This is a genomic window from Stenotrophomonas sp. 3(2025) (assembly GCF_052665395.1).
Map to the genome: position 1 here is coordinate 126,857 of NZ_JBQOIF010000010.1, position 16,898 is coordinate 143,754.

A 16,898-nucleotide genomic window follows, 5' to 3' on the forward strand; every position below is an offset into this window, starting at 1 on the left:
GGTTGGTGGAGCGGTGTCGGAGTGCGGGGACGCCGCAAGTACGTCCTTGTAGGCTTGGCAGCCGCATCCATGCGGCTGACACCCCGCACTCCGACACCGCCCCACCTCTGACAATTTCCCGGTGCTGTTGGTGGGTGTCGACCTTGCTCGACACAGTAGATCCACGCCATGCGTGGATGCTCTTCGATGGATGTCCATCCACGCATGGCGTGGATCTACTTGTCTGGTGGGTGCCGACCGTTGGTCGGCACGCCTCACCCCTTGAACCGCAACCCCACGCCCGGTTCGGTGAACAGGTAGCGTGAATCCAGCGCCGAGTCGCCCAGCTTGTGCCGCAGCTTGCCGACCAGGATGCGCAGGTAGTGGGTGTCGTGCTGGTGGGTGGGTCCCCAGATTTCCTGCAGGATCTGTGGCTGGGTGACCACCCGCCCGGCATTGCGCAGCAGCAGCGACAGCAATGCGTACTCCTTGCGGGTCAATGCCACCAGCTCGCCATCGATCGCCACTTCACGGCGCACCAGATCCACGTGCAGGTGGCCATCGTCGAACACCGGCGGCGTGCCATCGGTCGGCACGCTGCGTGTGCGCAGCAGCGCCCGTACCCGCGCCATCAGCTCCTGGGTGCCGAAGGGCTTGGTCACATAGTCGTTGGCGCCGTTGTCCAGCGCACGCACCTTTTCGGTTTCGCCGGCACGCACGGTCAGCATGATCACCGGCACCTGGCTCCACTGCCGCAGCTGCTCCAGTACCTCGTGGCCTTCCATGTCCGGCAGGCCGATGTCCAGGATCACCAGGTCCATGTCCTCGCTGGCGGCCATCTGCAGGCCTTCCTGGCCGGTCGCGGCCTGGCGCACCTGGTAGCCCTGTGCGCGCAGGCTGATGTCCAGGAACCGGCGGATCTGGGTTTCATCGTCGATCACCAGCACGCGCGGGGCCGGCGCGCTGGCATCAGTCGGGGTCGGACTCATCGTGGGAGGCTGGCTTGAGCAGGGGCAGGGTGATGCGGATCAGGGTACCGCGACCGTCGCGCCCGGGCAGCGCCTGCACGCTGCCGCCGTGTGCGCCGATCATCCCCTGGCAGATGGTCAGGCCCAGGCCGGTGCCGTGCCGGCCGCGGTCGCCGCGTTCGACGCTGTAGAACATGTCGAAGATGCGGGCGCGCTCGTCGTCGGGAATGCCGGGGCCGGCATCGATCACGTCGATGCGCAGCTGACCGTCCAGCTCCCGCGCCTGCACCTGCACGGCGGCATCGGCAGGCGAGAACTTGGCAGCGTTCTCCATCACGTTGAACACTGCCTGTTCCACCAGTGCCGGATGCACCCAGATCGGTGCCAGCGTCGCCGGAATATCCAGCTCCAGCCGTACCTTCGGCTGGTAGCGCTGCAGGCGACGGGCCGCCGAACCGATCAGCTCGTCCACGCCTATCCAGTCGCGGTTGATCTTCAGGCCCTCGTGGCCCAACCGGGTCATGTCCAGCAGGTTCTGGATGTAGCGGTCCAGGCGCTCGCCTTCGATCAGGATGGTATCCAGCAACGCGCGGCGGTCGGCCAGATCCATCGCCGCGCCGTAGCTGGCCAGGCTGTCGGCCGAGCCGATCATCGCTGCCAGCGGCGAACGCAGGTCGTGCGAAACCGAGGAAAGCAGGGCAGAGCGCAGCCGCTCGGTCTCGTTGCTTACATGCGCCTGTTCCAGCTCGGCCACCAGGCGCGTGCGCAACGCGGCCTGGGCGATGTCGTCGACCATCGCTTCGGCCAGCTGGCGTTGTTCGGGCAGCAGCCGCGCCTGCGCACCCGGCAGGTACAGGCCAGCGACGCCGATCGCGCGGTCTTCGCCGTCCAGCAGCGGCAGGAACCACCATTGCGCGCCGGCCAGGGTATCGGTGAAGCGGCCACTGGGCTGGCCATGGCGCAGGGCCCAGTCGGCCGCCGCCATATCGGTATCACCGGGCAGGCTGCGGCCACCGGACGCGGTATCGGCGCCAATCCGCAGCCAGGCCGGTACGTCCATTGCCTGTTCCAGCGCATGCCGGCCGGCCTGTGCCACTTCGCCGTTGCCGGCCGCGCTGGCCAGCTGCCGGCCCAGCTGCTGGCGTGCGCGTGCGTGGCGGTTGGCCGCGCGCAGTGCGATCACCTGCATGCGCAGGCGCGACGCCAGGCGTCCGGCCACCAGCGCCGCCGCCAGGAACAGGAACACGGTGATCACGCCCTGCCGCGCGCCGATGGCGAAGGTGAAGCGCGGCGCGATGAACAGGAAGTTGTAGGCGAGGAAACACAGGATCGCCGCCATCACCGCGACACTGGCGCGGGTACGCGCAGCCACCAGCACTACCGCCACGATGAACACCATCGACAGATCAGCCATGCCCACCCAGCGTTCGACCAGCCATGCCACCGCGCAGGCGAGGGCAGTGGCGATCAGGGCCTGCAACGGCTCGTGGCTGACCCCGCGCATCGGTGGCAGCAGCCCCTCTCGACGGGAACGCGCACGCGCCTGCGGCGTGCTGATGATGGTGATCTCGTAGTGCGCGCCGCGCTGGATCAGCTGTTGGGTCAGGGTGCGGTTGAACATCCGCGCCAGCGGCCGTTCGCGGGTACGCCCCAGCACCAGCGTCGATACGCCGTTGTGCGCGGCGTGGTCGAGCAATGCATCGGCGATGCTTGAACCATGCAGCAGCTCGGCTTCGCCGCCCAGGCGGCGGGCCAGCGCGAACGCAGCATCGATCTCGCGCCGGGTCGCTTCGTCCTGGCGGCGCCCCTGCACCGTCACCACCGTCCACGGTGCATCGCGGCGTTCGGCGATGCGCCGTGCCACCCGCACCAGGTATTCGCTCTGGCCACCGCCGTCGATCGCCACCAGCACGCCACGTCGCAGCGGCAGATTGCTCTCGCCGCGCGCGGCGCGGGCTTCGCGCAGGCTGCTGTCGACACGGTCGGCGGCCTCCTGCATCGCCAGCTCGCGCAATGCCGTCAGGTTGGCCGGCGAGAAGAACGCCTGCAGGGCCTGCGCGGCCTGCTCGGGCACGTACACCTTGCCCTGCTGCAGGCGTGCGATCAGTTCGCGCGGCGGCAGGTCGACCAGCACGATGTCATGCAGGCGGTCGAGCACGCCATCGGGCACGGTCTCGCTGACACGCACGCCGGTGATGCGCATCACCACATCGTTGAGGCTTTCAAGATGCTGGATGTTGACCGTGGTCCAGACGTCGATGCCGGCGTCCAGCAGTTCCATCACGTCCTGCCAGCGCCGTTCGTGGCGGCTGCCCGGCGCATTGCGATGGGCCAGCTCGTCCACCAGCACCAGCGCGGGTTTCCTCGCCAGCACGGCGTCCAGATCCATCTCCTGCAGGTCGTGGCCATGGTAGGCCACGTCCTTCAGCGGCAGCCGCGGCAGGCCTTCCAGCAGGGCCTGGGTATCGGCACGGCCATGGGTCTCCACCAGCCCGACCACCAGGTCCACGCCACGGCGCAGCTGTTCCTGCGCGCGGGTCAGCATGGCGTAGGTCTTGCCGACGCCGGGCGCAGCGCCCAGGAACACGGTGAGCTTGCCACCGGCCTCGCGTTGCAGTCCTTCCACCAGGGCGTTGGCCTGGCGGGTCCGCAGATCAGTCATGGGAGCCGCTGTCATGGCCGCCATTGTGCGCGCAACGCGTGCAGCCCTGCATCACGGCGCGCGTGCCGCGTGGTCCAGTGCGAAGTTCAGCGTCACCACGTTCACCCGTGGCTGGCCGAATACGCCCCATTGCCGGCCCTGCGTGTTGGCCTTCACCAGTGCCTGCACCTGCTCGACGGGCAGGCCGCGTGCACGTGCCACCCGGGCCACCTGCAGCTGCGCTGCCGCCGGCGACAACTGCGGATCCAGGCCGCCGCCGGACTGGGTGACCAGATCGGCAGGCACCTGCGCGGGCGTTACGCCTTCGCGCGCGGCCACGGCTGCGGTGCTCGCCGCCACACGCTCGGCCAGCGCCGGGTTGCTGCGGGCCAGGTTGGAGCCGGCCGCCGCCATCGGGTCGTAGTTGGCGGCCGACGGTCGCGCCTGGAAGTAGCCATCGCCGGTGAACGGCTGCGACAGCCATGCCGACGCACGCACCTGGCCGCTGCCATCGCGCAGCAGGCTGCCTTCGGCTTGCGCCGGGAAGGACAGGCCGGCAAAACCGGTGGCGATGCCGGCGTAGACCGCACCGGCCAGCAGCAGGGTGGCCACGCCCAGGCCAATGGCCGGGCGCCAGCTGGCGCCATCCTGCAGCGTGGCCACGCGCGCCTCGCGCTTCAGCTCGCGGGAAAGGGAAGGGGAGTCAGAACGGTTCATGCGCCGAATACCAGGACAAGAAGGAGGTCGATCAACTTGATCGCCGCGAACGGCAGCAGCACGCCACCCAGGCCGTACACCAGCATGTTCCGGCGCAGCAGCGCCGTTGCGGTGGCCGGGCGGAAGCGCACACCGCGCAACGCCAGCGGGATCAGGGCGGGAATCACCAGGGCATTGAAGATCAGCGCCGCCAGCACCGCGTTGCGCGGGCTCGACAGCTGCATCACGTTCAGCGCGGCCATCGCAGGCACGGTGGCGGCAAACAACGCCGGCAGGATCGCGAAGTACTTGGACACATCGTTGGCCAGCGAGAACGTGGTCAGCGCGCCGCGGGTGATCAGCTGCTGCTTGCCCACCTCCACCACCGCCAGCAGCTTGGCCGGATCCGAATCCAGATCGACCATGTTGCCGGCTTCCTTGGCCGCCTGCGTGCCCGAATTCATCGCCAGGCCGATGTCGGCCTGGGCCAGCGCCGGCGCATCGTTGGTACCGTCGCCGACCATCGCCACCAGGCGGCCACCGGCCTGCTCGGCACGGATGCGGGCCAGCTTGTCCTCGGGCCGTGCCTCGGCGATGTAGTCATCCACACCGGCTTCGGCGGCGATCGCAGCAGCCGTCAGCGGGTTGTCGCCGGTGATCATCACCGTACGGATGCCCATCGCCCGCAGCTGTGCGAACTTCTCGCGCATGCCGTGCTTGACCACGTCCGACAGCTCGATCACGCCCAGCACATGGCGACCCTCGGCCACCACCAGCGGCGTGGCACCGTTGCGCGCGACCTGGTCCACGCGCCCGGCCAGTTCGGCCGGTACGGTGCCGCCGAGCGCCTGCACATGGGCACGGATCGCATCGGCAGCGCCCTTGCGGATCTGCCGGCCGTGCATCAGGTCGACACCGGACATGCGGGTCTGCGCGCTGAAGGCCAGGTAGTCGGCCTGGTCCGGCTCGGCGGTGCTGCAGCCCTGTTCGCGGGCCAGGCGCACGATCGACTTGCCTTCCGGGGTCGGGTCGGCCAGCGATGACAGCAGCGCCGCCTCACGCAGCTGGTCGGCGTCGATTCCGGCCAGTGCGTGGAAGTGGCTGGCCTGGCGGTCGCCGTAGGTGATGGTGCCGGTCTTGTCGAGCAGCAGCACGTCGACGTCACCGGCCACTTCCACCGCCTTGCCCGACTTGGCCAGCACGTTGGCCGCCAGCGCGCGGTTCATGCCGGCGATGCCGATGGCCGGCAGCAGGCCACCGATGGTGGTCGGGATCAGGCACACCAGCAGCGCGATCAGCAGCAGCGGATCCACCTTGACGCCCACCGACGCACCGATCGCCGGCAGCGTTGCCACCACCACCAGGAAGGTCAGCGTCATCGCTGCCAGCAGCAGGGTCAGCGCGATTTCATTCGGGGTCTTCTGACGGTTGGCGCCTTCCACCAGCGCGATCATGCGGTCCAGGAAGCTGTGTCCCGGCTCGGCAGTGATGCGTACGACGATCTGGTCGGACAGCACCTTGGTGCCGCCGATCACGCCGGAGCGATCAGTACCCGCCTCGCGCAGCACCGGTGCCGACTCGCCGGTCACCGCCGCTTCGTTGATGGTGGCCAGGCCCTGCACGATCTCGCCGTCGGCCGGCACCAGCTCGCCGGCACTGACGATCACATGGTCACCGGGGCGCAGTTCCGCGGCGGGCACCTGGGTCTCGCTGGCACCGGCCTGCGCCGATGCAAGACGGCGCGCCACCAGGTCCTGGCGAGCGCGGCGCAGCGAGGCGGCCTGGCCACGGCCACGTGCTTCGGCCACGGCCTCGGCGAAATTGCCGAACAGCACGGTGACCAGCAGGATCGCGGTCACCGCCAGGCCGAAGCCCAGTGGCGCATTGCCGGTCAGGGTGATGATCGCGGCGACGATCGTACCGGCCATCACCACCGCCATCACCGGGCTGTGTACCAGATGCATCGGCGACAGCTTGCGTACGGCCTCGATGAGCGCGCGGCGCAGGCCGGCGGCATCGAGCAGGGCCGGGCGGGAAGCCACGGAAGAGGAACGGTTTGCGGTTGCGTGACTACTCATGGGGTGTCCTCAGTGCAGTCCCAGGCTCAGGTGGTCGGCGATCGGGCCGAGTACCAGCGCCGGCATGAACTGCAGCACGGTCAGGATGACGATCACCGAGACCAGGGTCAGGGCGAACGTCGGGGTTTCGATCTGCAGGCTGCCGGCCGATTCAGGGGCCTGCCGCTTGGCGGCCAGCTGCGCGGCCACCACCAGCGGGATGATCAGCAGCGGGAAGCGGCCCAGCAGCAGCACCAGCGAGCAGCTCAGGTTCCACCAGGGCGTGGCGTCACCCAGGCCCTCGAAGCCCGAGCCGTTGTTGGCGTAGGCCGAGACGTACTCGTAGAACACCTGGCTGATGCCATGGAAGCCGGGATTGGAGGTGCCCGCCAGACCGGGCACGGCCAGCGTGATCGCGGTGAACAGCAGCAGGGTGATCGGCTGCAGCAGCACCAGCAGTGCCAGCAGGCGCACCTGCGGCGTTTCCAGCTTGCGGCCGAACAGTTCCGGTGTACGGCCGGTCATCAGCCCGGCCAGGAACACACCCAGCAGCAGGTACACGATGAACTGCTGCAGGCCGCAGCCGATGCCGCCCCAGATCGCGCTGACCAGCATGTTGACCATCGCCAGGCCGCCAGACAGCGGGCTCAGCGAATCGTGCATGCCGTTGACCGAACCGTTGGAGACCTGGGTGGTCACCGCCGCCCACAGCGCGGTGCCATCGGCGCCGAAGCGTACTTCCTTGCCTTCCATCAGCAGCGGCGTGGTCGCGCTGGCGCTATGGCCCTCGCTCCATACCATCGCACCGGTGGACAGCAGCGACATGCCGAGCATGCAGCTGAACACCAGCGCGCCGAAACGACGGCGCCCGGTGAACGCGCCGATCATGAAGATCACCGCCATCGGCACCAGCAGGATGCCGATCACCTCCAGCATGTTCGACACCGGGGTCGGATTCTCCAGCGGGAAGCTGCTGTTGGGGCCATACCAGCCGCCGCCGTTGGCGCCCAGCTGTTTGGCCGCGACCATCGCCGCAACCGGGCCCAGCGGCAGCTTCTGCTGCGCCATGCCGGCACTGGCATCGATCGGCGTGGCCTGCGGGCCACCGTCCATCGTGGAGGGCACGCCCTGGCTGGTCAGCAGCAGCGCCCATACCAGGCACAGCGGCAGCAGGAAGCGCACGCACAGGCGCACGACGTCGGCGTAGTAATTGCCCACCGCCACCTGGCGGTCATCGCCCGCGGCGGGCGCGGTAACCGATTTCGGCGCGCGCGAGAACAATGCACGCAACGTGGCCACGGCCAGCGCCAGGCCCATCATCGGCGTCACCACCTGCAGGCCGGTGATACCGGTCATCTGCGAGAAGTAGGACAGCTGGGCCTGGCCGGAATAGTGCTGCTGGTTGGTGTTGGTCAGGAACGAGATCATCGTGTGCAGCGCCGTGTCCCAGCGCATGTTCGGGATCTGGTCCGGATTCAACGGCAACCACGCCTGGGTCATGAACACGGCCTGGGTCAGCACCGCGATCACCACGTTGCTGAGCACGAATGCCAGCACGTAGCCGCGCCAGGACATCGAACGTGAAGGATCAACGCCGAGCACCTTGTACAGCGGCTTTTCGATCCAGTGGAACAGCACGTCGACCTTCATCGGCGTGCCGCGCATCACCCGGGCCAGATACAGGCCCAGGGGCCAGGCCAGCAGCAGGCTGGCGGCAAGAATGGCAAGAATTTCAGTCATGGCAGGCTCCGCTCAGAACGACTCGGGCCGCAGCACGACATAAAGAAGATAGGCGGCGGCAACCAGCACCAGCACGCCACACAGCAACGACAGCCAGGGGGACATGGAATTGAGACCTGGTGGAACCCCTCCACCTCAGGCCGCCATCGTCGTCCCCGCCCCCATAAACGCACTACGCGCCGGACAGGGCCGACGCGTAAAAAGTGCATAAAATTCGGGGGCCAGGCCGTAACCCGGCATGCGGTAGCACCGGGCCATGCCCGGCGAGCAGCGCGCCGTTCAACCCGCCGGGGGCTGTGCCGGTACGTCCACCGGCGCCAATCCCTTCAGCTGCCGATAGCGCTGCAGGCTGCTTTCGATTTCGACCTTCAATGCCTGCTGCTGCTGTTCGAAACTGGCCAGCAGCCGTTGCTGCGACTGCAGCTGCGCATGGCGCTGGCCGATCGCCTGGGCCTGCTTGTCGGCCACCTTGGCGCCGGCCAGTTCGCGGTCGCCGGCGGCAGCAAGCAGGCCCACCAGCGATTCGCGCAGGCTGGCCACGTTGTACTGGGCGGTCTTGAGGTTGTTGTCGAGCACCTCCTGGCGCTCGGCGAACACGCGCCGCAGCGCATTCTCATCCCCGTAGGTGGTCAGCATCGCCTGTTCGGTACGCTGCCGGGTCTGCTCGGCCATCTGGTCCAGTTGGACCTGCGCCGCCGCCGTGCTGGCGGCAGCGCGTTCCTCGTCGCTCAACGCGCGCTGCACCTGCGCGTTGCGCAGGCCGCTGTTGGCGCTGAACTCATCGCGGGCGTGGTTGACCGCGTCGGCCGGCAGCGCATCGCTGCAGATCCGCTCCTTGCCCTCGTTCCAGCAGTACAGCTTCTTGTCTGCGGCCTTGCCTCTGGACTGTGCCAGCAGCGTCTGCGGCATCACCAGCAGCAGGCTGGCAGCAACGATGGCAGGAACTCGGAACATGCGACCTTCCCCCTGGTGGTCAGCGCGTGGAACGGACGCCGTACTGGGCGCGATAGGCCTCCAGCGGCTGCCGGTAACCTACAAGTTCCGGATTTCCGGACGCGAAATCAAGCAGGTCGGCCAGCGTCGCCACGGCGATCACCGGGATGCCGGCTTCCTCGGCCACGGCCTGTGCGGCGGAGCGATGGTCGCTGTCCGAGGCGATCTCCTGGCGGTCCAGGGCCACCACGATGCCGGCCGGAATACCGCCCGCAGCGCGGATGATCGCCAGCGCCTCGCGGATGGCGGTGCCGGCGGTGATCACGTCGTCGACGATCAGCACGCGCTTGCCGGTCATGTCGGCGCCGATCAACTGGCCGCCTTCACCATGGTCCTTCACTTCCTTGCGGTTGAACGACAGCGGCAGGTCGCGGCCACGCTGGGCCAGCTCGCAGGCCATTGCGGTGGCCAGCGGAATGCCCTTGTAGGCCGGGCCGAACACCACGTCGTACTTGATCCCGGTGGCGTCGATGGCGTCGGAATAGCACGCCCCCAGCTGAGACAGCAGGGAACCGGAGTCGAAACGGCCGGCGTTGAAGAAATAGGGGCTCAGCCGGCCGGACTTGAGGGTGAACTGGCCGAAGCGCAGGGCATCGGCGGTCAGGGCCAGCTGCAGGAAACGGTGACGGTGGTCGCTCATCAAAACTCGATTCATCTTCATTTGGAGCGCAAATCCTAATCCAGCTGGGCTTTCTGCGCTCGTCCGGCGCCTTCACGTGGGGATCGGCAGCTGCCCCCGCGGGCTGCTCAGCCCAGCAGGCAACCGGTATGCTTGCCCGGTTTCCCGCCGTAGGTTCTTCTGCATGCGCATCATCAGCTTCAACGCCAATGGCATCCGCTCGGCCGCCACCAAGGGCTTCCTCGACTGGTTCCGTGGCCAGGACGCCGACGTCCTCTGCATCCAGGAGACCAAGGCCCAGGAAGACCAGCTGACCGACCCGATGTTCCGCCCGGACGGCCACCATTGCTTCTACCGCGATGCCATCACCAAGAAGGGCTACAGCGGCGTGGCGATCTACAGCAAGCGCGAACCGGACCAAGTCATCACCTCGCTGGGCTGGGCCCCGTTCGACGACGAAGGCCGCTACATCGAGGCGCGCTACGGTAACCTCAGCGTGGTCTCCTTCTATATCCCGTCCGGCAGTTCGGGCGACCTGCGCCAGGGCTTCAAGTTTGAAGTGATGGAGTGGCTGCGGCCGATCCTCGAGGAATGGGCGCGCAGCGGCCGCGACTACGTGCTGTGTGGCGACTGGAACATCGTCCGCTCGGCGCTGGACATCAAGAACTGGAAGTCCAACCAGAAGAACTCCGGCTGCCTGCCCGAGGAACGCGACTGGCTCAATGCCCTGTGTGCCGACCATGGCCAGGCAACCGATGTGGGCGCAGGTCGCGGCTGGGCCGATGCCTACCGCCTGCTCAACCCGACCGGCGAGGACTACACCTGGTGGAGCAACCGTGGCGCCGCCCGCGCCAACAACGTGGGGTGGCGCATCGACTACCAGTTCATCACCCCGGGCCTGCGTGAGCGCCTGCGCAGCTGCTCGATCTACCGCGACCAGCGCTTCTCCGACCACGCGCCGTTCATCGTGGACTACGACCTGTGACCGAGGCTGCCAAGCCGCGCCGATCCTGGCGGCAGGTGCTGGCCAACCTGCGCCAGCGCAAGGTGCTGGCGATGCTGCTGCTGGGCTTCAGTTCGGGGCTGCCGATCTACCTGGTGGGCAACACGCTTGGCTTCTGGATGCGCAAGGAAGGCATCGAACTGAGCACCATCGGCTTCCTGTCGTGGGTGGGCCTGGCTTACACGATGAAGTTCCTGTGGGCGCCGATCGTCGACAAGGCCGACGTGCCACTGTTCGGTCGGCTGGGGCGTCGTCGTGGCTGGATGCTGCTGTCGCAGATCGTCGCCGCGGTGGGCCTGGTCGGCATGGCGTTGGTCCAGCCCAAGGGCGGCCAGTTGCTGCTGCTGGGAATCGCCTGGGAGCATGTGGTGGTCTTCGGCGCGATGGCCGTGGTGGTGGCCTTCGCCTCGGCCACTCAGGACATCGTGATCGACGCCTGGCGCATCGAGAGCGCAGACAACAGTGAACAGCTTGGCCTGCTGACTTCATCGTCCGCGCTGGGCTATCGCACAGCGCTGCTGGTCACCGATGCCCTGATCCTGATCATCGCCGCCCGCGTCGGCTGGCAGGTGTCCTATGAGCTGATGGCCGCGCTGATGGCACTGGGCGTGGTGGCGGTGGTCATGGCCCGCGAGCCGGCCCGCGAGATCCAGGCAGTGCAGGCGCAGGCCGCCTCGTTGTGGACGCCACGCGGCCTGTTCGATGCAGTGGTCGGCCCGTTCGTGGCGTTCGTACGCGAACATCGCAGCGGCGCGATCCTGATCCTGGTGGCGATCAGCGTCTACCGCATGGCCGACTTCGTCATGGGGCCAATGGCCAATCCGTTCTACGTCGATCTCGGGCTGGACGAGGACACCGTGGGCGCTGTGCGTGGGTCGGTTGGCCTGGTGGCCACCTTCATCGGCATCGCCGCCGCTGGCTTGGTGTCCGTGCGCTGGGGCGTGCTGGCGGCGCTGTTGGCTGGCGCCGTGCTGGGCCCGGCCTCCAACCTCGCCTTCGCCTGGTTGGCCTATTCGGGGCCGGATACCACCCACTTTGCTGTCGCAATGGCCGTCGACAATTTCGCCAGCGGTTTCGCGGGTACCGCGCTGATCGCCTACATGTCGAGCTTGACCAGCATCGGCTATACCGCCACCCAGTACGCCTTGCTCAGCTCGTTCTACGCGATGCCCGGCAAGGCGCTGAAGGGCTTTTCCGGCTGGTCGGTGCAGACCCTGGCTCAGGGACGCACGCTGCTGGAAGGCTACGCACTGTTCTTCATCGGTACTGCCCTTGTCGCGATCCCGGTGGTGATCCTGTGCGCGATGCTGATTCTGCAGCAACGCCGGCGTGCCGTGGCCTGACAGTTGCCTGCGTCCCCGGCGTGCGGGATGATCGCCCCGACGCGCCGAGGGGGCGGTGCCTTGCGAACGGGGAAGTGAGCATGGCCGACGTAGTGCTGCGGGACCTGGACCCGCTGCTGCTGGAACGCATCAAACGGGTCTCGGTGGCCCGGGGCTGGACCCACGAACAGACCTGTGCGGTCCTGCTGGAGCAGGGCCTGTTCAGCAGTGAACTGGAGGTCCGCTCCGGCTTCGGCGATCCCGAAGTCGACGCGCTTTCCGACGCGATCGCCGCACTGCAGGCGCTTCCCGCCGGCCAAGGCTTCGATTGATCTGATGTCGGGTCGCCGGGCATGGCCCGGCGCTACCGCGCACCGCCGGCGGGTAGCGCCGGGCCATGCCCGGCGGATGGCGTCACCTCACGCCGGATGGATCGCCCCGAGAATCCGCGGCCCCGTCGCCCCGGTCACGCTCGGCAGGTTGCCTGGCAGCCCGTCCATCGTCCGCTGCGCCAGCCAGGCAAACCCCATCGCCTCCACATACTCCGGGTCCAGCCCGTGCAGCGCCGTGGACTCCACCACCACGCCCGGCAACCGCGCCGCCAGCCGCCGCATCAACTGCGCGTTGCGCACGCCACCGCCGCACACCAGCACCCGCCGGGTGTGCGGCTGCTGGGCCAGCAGCGCATCAACCACCGTGGCCGCGGTCAGCTCCAGCAGTGTCGCCTGCACATCGGCTGCGGCGAACTGGCCTTCCTCCATGTGTGCTTCGGCCCACGGCAGGTGGAACTGCTCGCGCCCAGTGCTTTTGGGCGGCGGCAACGCGAACCACGGGTCCGCGCGCCAGCCGGCCAGCAGGCTGTCATCCACCGCACCGCTGGCTGCGTAGGCGCCGTCAGCATCGAAGCTGCGCCCGGTATGGCGTTGGCACCAGGCATCCATCAGCGCGTTGGCCGGGCCGGTATCGAAGCCACGTACGACGCCCTCGCGGGGAATCAGGGTCAGGTTGGCGATCCCACCCAGGTTCAGCACCGCACGGTCCTCATCGGCCGCACCCAGCATGTCCTGGTGGAAAGCCGGCATCAGCGGCGCTCCATGGCCACCGGCGGCAACGTCACGGCGGCGGAAATCGCACACGGTGGTGATGCTGGTCAGCTCGGCGATGCGGTTGCCGTCGCCCAGCTGTACGGTGAAGGCCGGGTCGGCCAACGGTCGATGGCGCACCGTCTGCCCGTGCGAGCCGATGGCTCGTACCTGCGAACGGTCGACACCGGCTTCTTCCAGCAGCTGGTTGGCGGCGGCGGCGAAGCTGATCGCAATCCGCGCGTCCAGTTCGCCCAGCTCCTCCAGCGACTGCAGCGGGCCGCCTTCGCCGAGGGCCACCAGCCGCGCCCGCAGCACCGGCTCCCAGCGGGCGGTCAGCCCGTGCACGAAGCGGCACCCCCCATCGGCCGGGAACTGCACCAGCGCGGCATCGATGCCGTCAGCGCTGGTGCCCGACATCAGGCCCAGGTAGAGGGGAAGGGACGGATCGGCAGTGGTGTTCATGGCGGGCATAAAAAAAGGACACGGCAAGCTTGTGCTGCCGTGTCCTCCTTCGTCAACGCAGGGCTCAGCCGCGCTTGCGGCCTGCCGGCGCCTTGTCCTTGGCGCTGGCCACCTCGGTGCTCGCGCTTTCGGCGGCCGGCGCGGGGCTGGCGTCGGCGTAGATCAGCTTCTCCATGCCCTGGATGCGGGCCATCGCCGGCGCGGTCTGCGCCCGGAAGGCCACCAGCTCGGCGCCCTTCAGCGGCTCCGGCGGCGGCATGGTCACCGTCAGCGGGTTGCGGTGCTCGCCATTGACGCGGAATTCGTAGTGCAGGTGCGGGCCGGTCGCCAGGCCGGTCGAGCCGACGTAGCCGATCACCGTGCCCTGGGCCACGCGCTGGCCATTCTTGATCCCGGCAAAGCGCGACATATGGCCGTACAGAGTGGTGTGGCCACGGCCGTGGTCGAGGATCACCACGTTGCCATAACCGCGCTGCACGCCGACAAACTGCACCCGCGCATCGCCGGCGGCCATGATCGGGGTACCGGTGCGCGCGGCGTAGTCCACGCCCTTGTGCATGCGCATCTTGCCCAGCACCGGGTGTTTGCGCGCGCCGAAGGTCGAACTCAGCCGGGCGAACGGGATCGGCATGCGGATGAAGCTCTTCTTCAGCGAACGGCCGCTGATGTCGTAGTACTCGGACTTGCCGTTGCGGTCGAAGCGGAAGCCGGAGTAGGTCTTGCCGCCGGTGGTGAAGGTCGCCGCCAGGATCTTGCTGGTATCGACCTTCTCGCCCTCGCGCCAGGTCTCATCCATCACCACGCTGAAGCGGTCGCCCGGCTGCAGGTCCTTGGAGAAGTCGATGTCGTACTTGAAGATGTCGTCGGTCATCGTCGCGATCGCCGACGGTGACAGTCCGGCACGGCGCGCGGCCGCATACAGCGAACTGGTGATCTCGCCGCTGGTGACCACCGTGCGCGTGGATGTCTCGCGCTTGGTCACCGTTTCCTTGATGTCATTGCCGCTCAGGCTCAGTTCGACCCGGTTGTCGGCATCGCGGTCGAAGCGGATGCTGCGCAGGTCACCGGACAGCGGCATGTCGAAGGCGATCTCGGCACCCGGGCGCAGCTTGGTCAGCGATTCGCGCGCACCCGGATGGTCCAGCACCCGGTGCAGGGTGGTGGCGGAGATGCCGGCCTTGTCGAACAGGTCGCTCAGGGTCTGCCCGCGCTGCACCCGCAGCACCTGCCAGCTGTCGCCGGGGATCTGCTGCTGGCGGGCCATTGCCAACGGCGGCAACGGCAGTGCCAGGCTGGTGTGGCTGTCGGCGTAGGGCGCATCGATGGTGTGCGAGAAGCCTGGCACGATCGTGGCCACCAGCGCGCCGATGGTCACAAACAGGCTGGCGTGCATCCAGTGACGGCGCGTCCAGCGCTCATTGAACGCAGCGGGAAGGTGTTGCCTCAGCTTCCGGTGCAGGGCGTTGTCGTGCAGGACGTGGAGTCGTTCCTGGAAGCGCTGCTTGCGTGCGCGGCCTTGATCGGAATTGAGCATCAGATGTCGGTCTCTGGCTGACCCGGGAACGCGGGCCCAAACGCCGGTAACATAGACACCTAACAAATTCGCGTCAAACCCTTGTGCCTATTGGCTTTTGTGAAGCCGATCGGGTTAACTTCGCTTTAACACCCCACATAAGAAACGGCGTTGCCGGGAGTAGTCACGTGTCCTCGATTGAAGAAGCCCTTGCCCTGATCGGCCGCGGTGCCGACGAGATCCTCAAGCTCGAGGATCTGCGCGCGCGCCTGCAGGAAGGCCGCCCGCTGCGCATCAAGGCCGGCTTCGACCCCACCGCGCCTGACCTGCACCTGGGCCACACGGTGCTGCTGAACAAGATGCGTCAGTTCCAGGACCTCGGCCACCAGGTCATTTTCCTGATCGGCGACTTCACCGGCATGATCGGCGACCCCTCCGGCAAGAGCCTGACCCGCAAGCCGCTCAGCCGCGACGACGTGCTGGCCAACGCCCGTACCTACGAGGAACAGGTGTTCAAGGTGCTGGACCGCAGCCGCACCGAGGTCCGCTTCAATTCGGAGTGGTTCGGCAAGATGAGCGCGGCCGACATGATCCGCCTGGCCGGCCAGCACACCGTGGCACGCATGCTCGAGCGCGACGACTTCGCCAAGCGCTATGCCGCCCAGCAGTCCATCGCCATCCACGAATTCCTGTACCCGCTGGTGCAGGGTTACGACTCGGTAGCCCTGGAAGCGGACGTCGAGCTGGGCGGTACCGACCAGAAGTTCAACCTGCTGATGGGCCGTGGCCTGCAGGAACACCACGGCCAGAAGCCGCAGGTGGTGCTGACCATGCCGCTGCTGGAAGGCCTGGACGGCGTCAACAAGATGTCCAAGTCGCTGGGCAACTACATCGGCATCAGCGAGCTGGCCATCGACATCGTCACCAAGACCATGAAGGTCGATGATGCCCTGATGTGGCGTTGGATCGAGCTGCTGTCCTTCGATATCAGCCAGGCCGAAGCGGCCTCCCTGCGCGAGCAGATCGCCGGCGGCCTGAATCCGCGCGTGGTCAAGCTGCGCCTGGCCCGTGAACTGGCGACCCGGTTCCACGATGCGGCAGCGGCCGAGCAGGCGATTGCCGGCTGGGAAGCCGCCGTTACCGGGCAGGGCGACATCACCCAGCTGCCGCTGCAGGATGTGGCCGTTCCGGCCGAGGGCCTGCGCATCGCGGCCCTGCTGACCGCCGCCGGCCTGACCCCGAGCAACTCCGAGGCCAACCGCAAGCTCAAGGAGCGTGCGGTGAAGGTGGACGGTGAAGTGGTGGAAGACGGCCAACAGGTACTGCAGCCCGGCTTCGAGGGGCTGCTGCAGGTCGGCAAGCGCACCTTCGCCCGCGTGCGCCTGGTCGCTGCCTGACCGGAGGCAGGGGCCGGCGCAGCCGGCCCCTGCTTCTGCTCCTGCAGAGCGGCGCTGGCGCTCTGCCGCTGTTCGCGGGGTCCTGCGGCGGCGCCTTTGCATGAACGGATGCAACATCCGATGAAAAAAGTTGCCACACCCCCTTCACAAAGGCCGCGAATAGGGACATACTTTCCCTCCCCCGTCGCAGGGGTCGCCAACAAGGGTCTTCAGCGACACAAGGGACGCCACCACCGACGAACGAGATGATCGAACGAAAGGTGTTGACGGACTCGAAAAGTCCGAGCATAATAGGCGGCTCGCTACGAAGGAAACTTCGCAGCACACGGGAACGGCGCTGAGGCCGCTTCCCCTGATCTTTGAAAGTATGCGCAGGTATCTTGTGAAGGCGCCTGCAGGAAGGATGATTGTCCATCTTGCAGA

14 protein-coding genes are annotated in these 16,898 nt (G+C 67.6%); 4 read left to right on the plus strand and 10 right to left on the minus strand.

Translation table 11 applies throughout. From position 1 onward, the window contains the following. Positions 1-254: 254 nt before the first annotated feature. The 8 genes from ACUXVE_RS10160 to pyrE form a co-directional block, all read right to left on the minus strand. Positions 255-968, minus strand: coding sequence for a response regulator transcription factor (locus tag ACUXVE_RS10160; protein WP_025879418.1), 714 nt, complete (start codon positions 966-968; stop codon positions 255-257). Next, positions 949-3,609: a sensor histidine kinase gene (locus ACUXVE_RS10165; protein WP_222387900.1), complete on the minus strand. Its 2,661-nt coding sequence runs from the start codon at positions 3,607-3,609 to the stop codon at positions 949-951. Before ACUXVE_RS10165 ends, ACUXVE_RS10160 begins: the two co-directional genes overlap by 20 nt. A 51-nt stretch (positions 3,610-3,660) precedes the next feature. Then, entirely contained in the window at positions 3,661-4,305 is a 645-nt protein-coding gene (gene kdpC / locus ACUXVE_RS10170; protein WP_025879420.1) for a potassium-transporting ATPase subunit KdpC, read from the minus strand. Continuing rightward, positions 4,302-6,362 (minus strand): potassium-transporting ATPase subunit KdpB, encoded by a 2,061-nt coding sequence (kdpB, locus tag ACUXVE_RS10175; protein ID WP_445514337.1) that lies wholly within the window; start codon positions 6,360-6,362, stop codon positions 4,302-4,304. Before kdpB ends, kdpC begins: the two co-directional genes overlap by 4 nt. A 9-nt stretch (positions 6,363-6,371) precedes the next feature. Beyond that, entirely contained in the window at positions 6,372-8,081 is a 1,710-nt protein-coding gene (gene kdpA / locus ACUXVE_RS10180) for a potassium-transporting ATPase subunit KdpA (RefSeq protein ID WP_222387897.1), read from the minus strand. 12 nt (positions 8,082-8,093) lie between these two features. Then, positions 8,094-8,186 (minus strand): potassium-transporting ATPase subunit F, encoded by a 93-nt coding sequence (locus ACUXVE_RS10185; RefSeq protein ID WP_005407770.1) that lies wholly within the window; start codon positions 8,184-8,186, stop codon positions 8,094-8,096. 174 nt (positions 8,187-8,360) lie between these two features. Beyond that, a complete protein-coding gene (locus ACUXVE_RS10190) occupies positions 8,361-9,035 on the minus strand; it encodes a hypothetical protein (RefSeq protein ID WP_093821298.1) in 675 nt (224 codons plus the stop codon). Between the two features lie 19 nt (positions 9,036-9,054). After that, positions 9,055-9,714 (minus strand): orotate phosphoribosyltransferase, encoded by a 660-nt coding sequence (gene pyrE, locus ACUXVE_RS10195; protein ID WP_025879424.1) that lies wholly within the window; start codon positions 9,712-9,714, stop codon positions 9,055-9,057. Between the two features lie 163 nt (positions 9,715-9,877). Between pyrE and ACUXVE_RS10200 the strand changes: the two genes are divergently transcribed. The 3 genes from ACUXVE_RS10200 (at position 9,878) to ACUXVE_RS10210 (ending at position 12,350) form a co-directional block, all read left to right on the plus strand. Beyond that, on the plus strand, positions 9,878-10,678 hold the full coding sequence (locus tag ACUXVE_RS10200) for an exodeoxyribonuclease III (RefSeq protein ID WP_222387896.1): 801 nt from the start codon (positions 9,878-9,880) through the stop codon (positions 10,676-10,678). After that, the gene (locus tag ACUXVE_RS10205; RefSeq protein ID WP_222387895.1) at positions 10,675-12,039 is read left to right on the plus strand and encodes an AmpG family muropeptide MFS transporter; all 1,365 of its coding nucleotides are present in this window, start codon (positions 10,675-10,677) and stop codon (positions 12,037-12,039) included. The genes ACUXVE_RS10200 and ACUXVE_RS10205 overlap by 4 nt, the downstream gene beginning before the upstream one ends. An 80-nt stretch (positions 12,040-12,119) precedes the next feature. Then, complete coding sequence (locus ACUXVE_RS10210; RefSeq protein WP_025879428.1) at positions 12,120-12,350, plus strand: hypothetical protein; 231 nt, start codon at positions 12,120-12,122, stop codon at positions 12,348-12,350. 87 nt (positions 12,351-12,437) lie between these two features. Here ACUXVE_RS10210 and ACUXVE_RS10215 read toward each other — a convergent pair whose 3' ends face one another. Together ACUXVE_RS10215 and ACUXVE_RS10220 are read right to left on the minus strand one after the other, a co-directional pair. After that, positions 12,438-13,565: an anhydro-N-acetylmuramic acid kinase gene (locus ACUXVE_RS10215; RefSeq protein ID WP_445514338.1), complete on the minus strand. Its 1,128-nt coding sequence runs from the start codon at positions 13,563-13,565 to the stop codon at positions 12,438-12,440. A 64-nt stretch (positions 13,566-13,629) separates the two neighbouring features. Beyond that, positions 13,630-15,099, minus strand: coding sequence for a peptidoglycan DD-metalloendopeptidase family protein (locus tag ACUXVE_RS10220; RefSeq protein WP_445514339.1), 1,470 nt, complete (start codon positions 15,097-15,099; stop codon positions 13,630-13,632). A gap of 167 nt (positions 15,100-15,266) precedes the next feature. Between ACUXVE_RS10220 and tyrS the strand changes: the two genes are divergently transcribed. Beyond that, a complete protein-coding gene (gene tyrS, locus ACUXVE_RS10225; protein ID WP_445514340.1) occupies positions 15,267-16,475 on the plus strand; it encodes a tyrosine--tRNA ligase in 1,209 nt (402 codons plus the stop codon). Positions 16,476-16,898 lie beyond the last annotated feature (423 nt).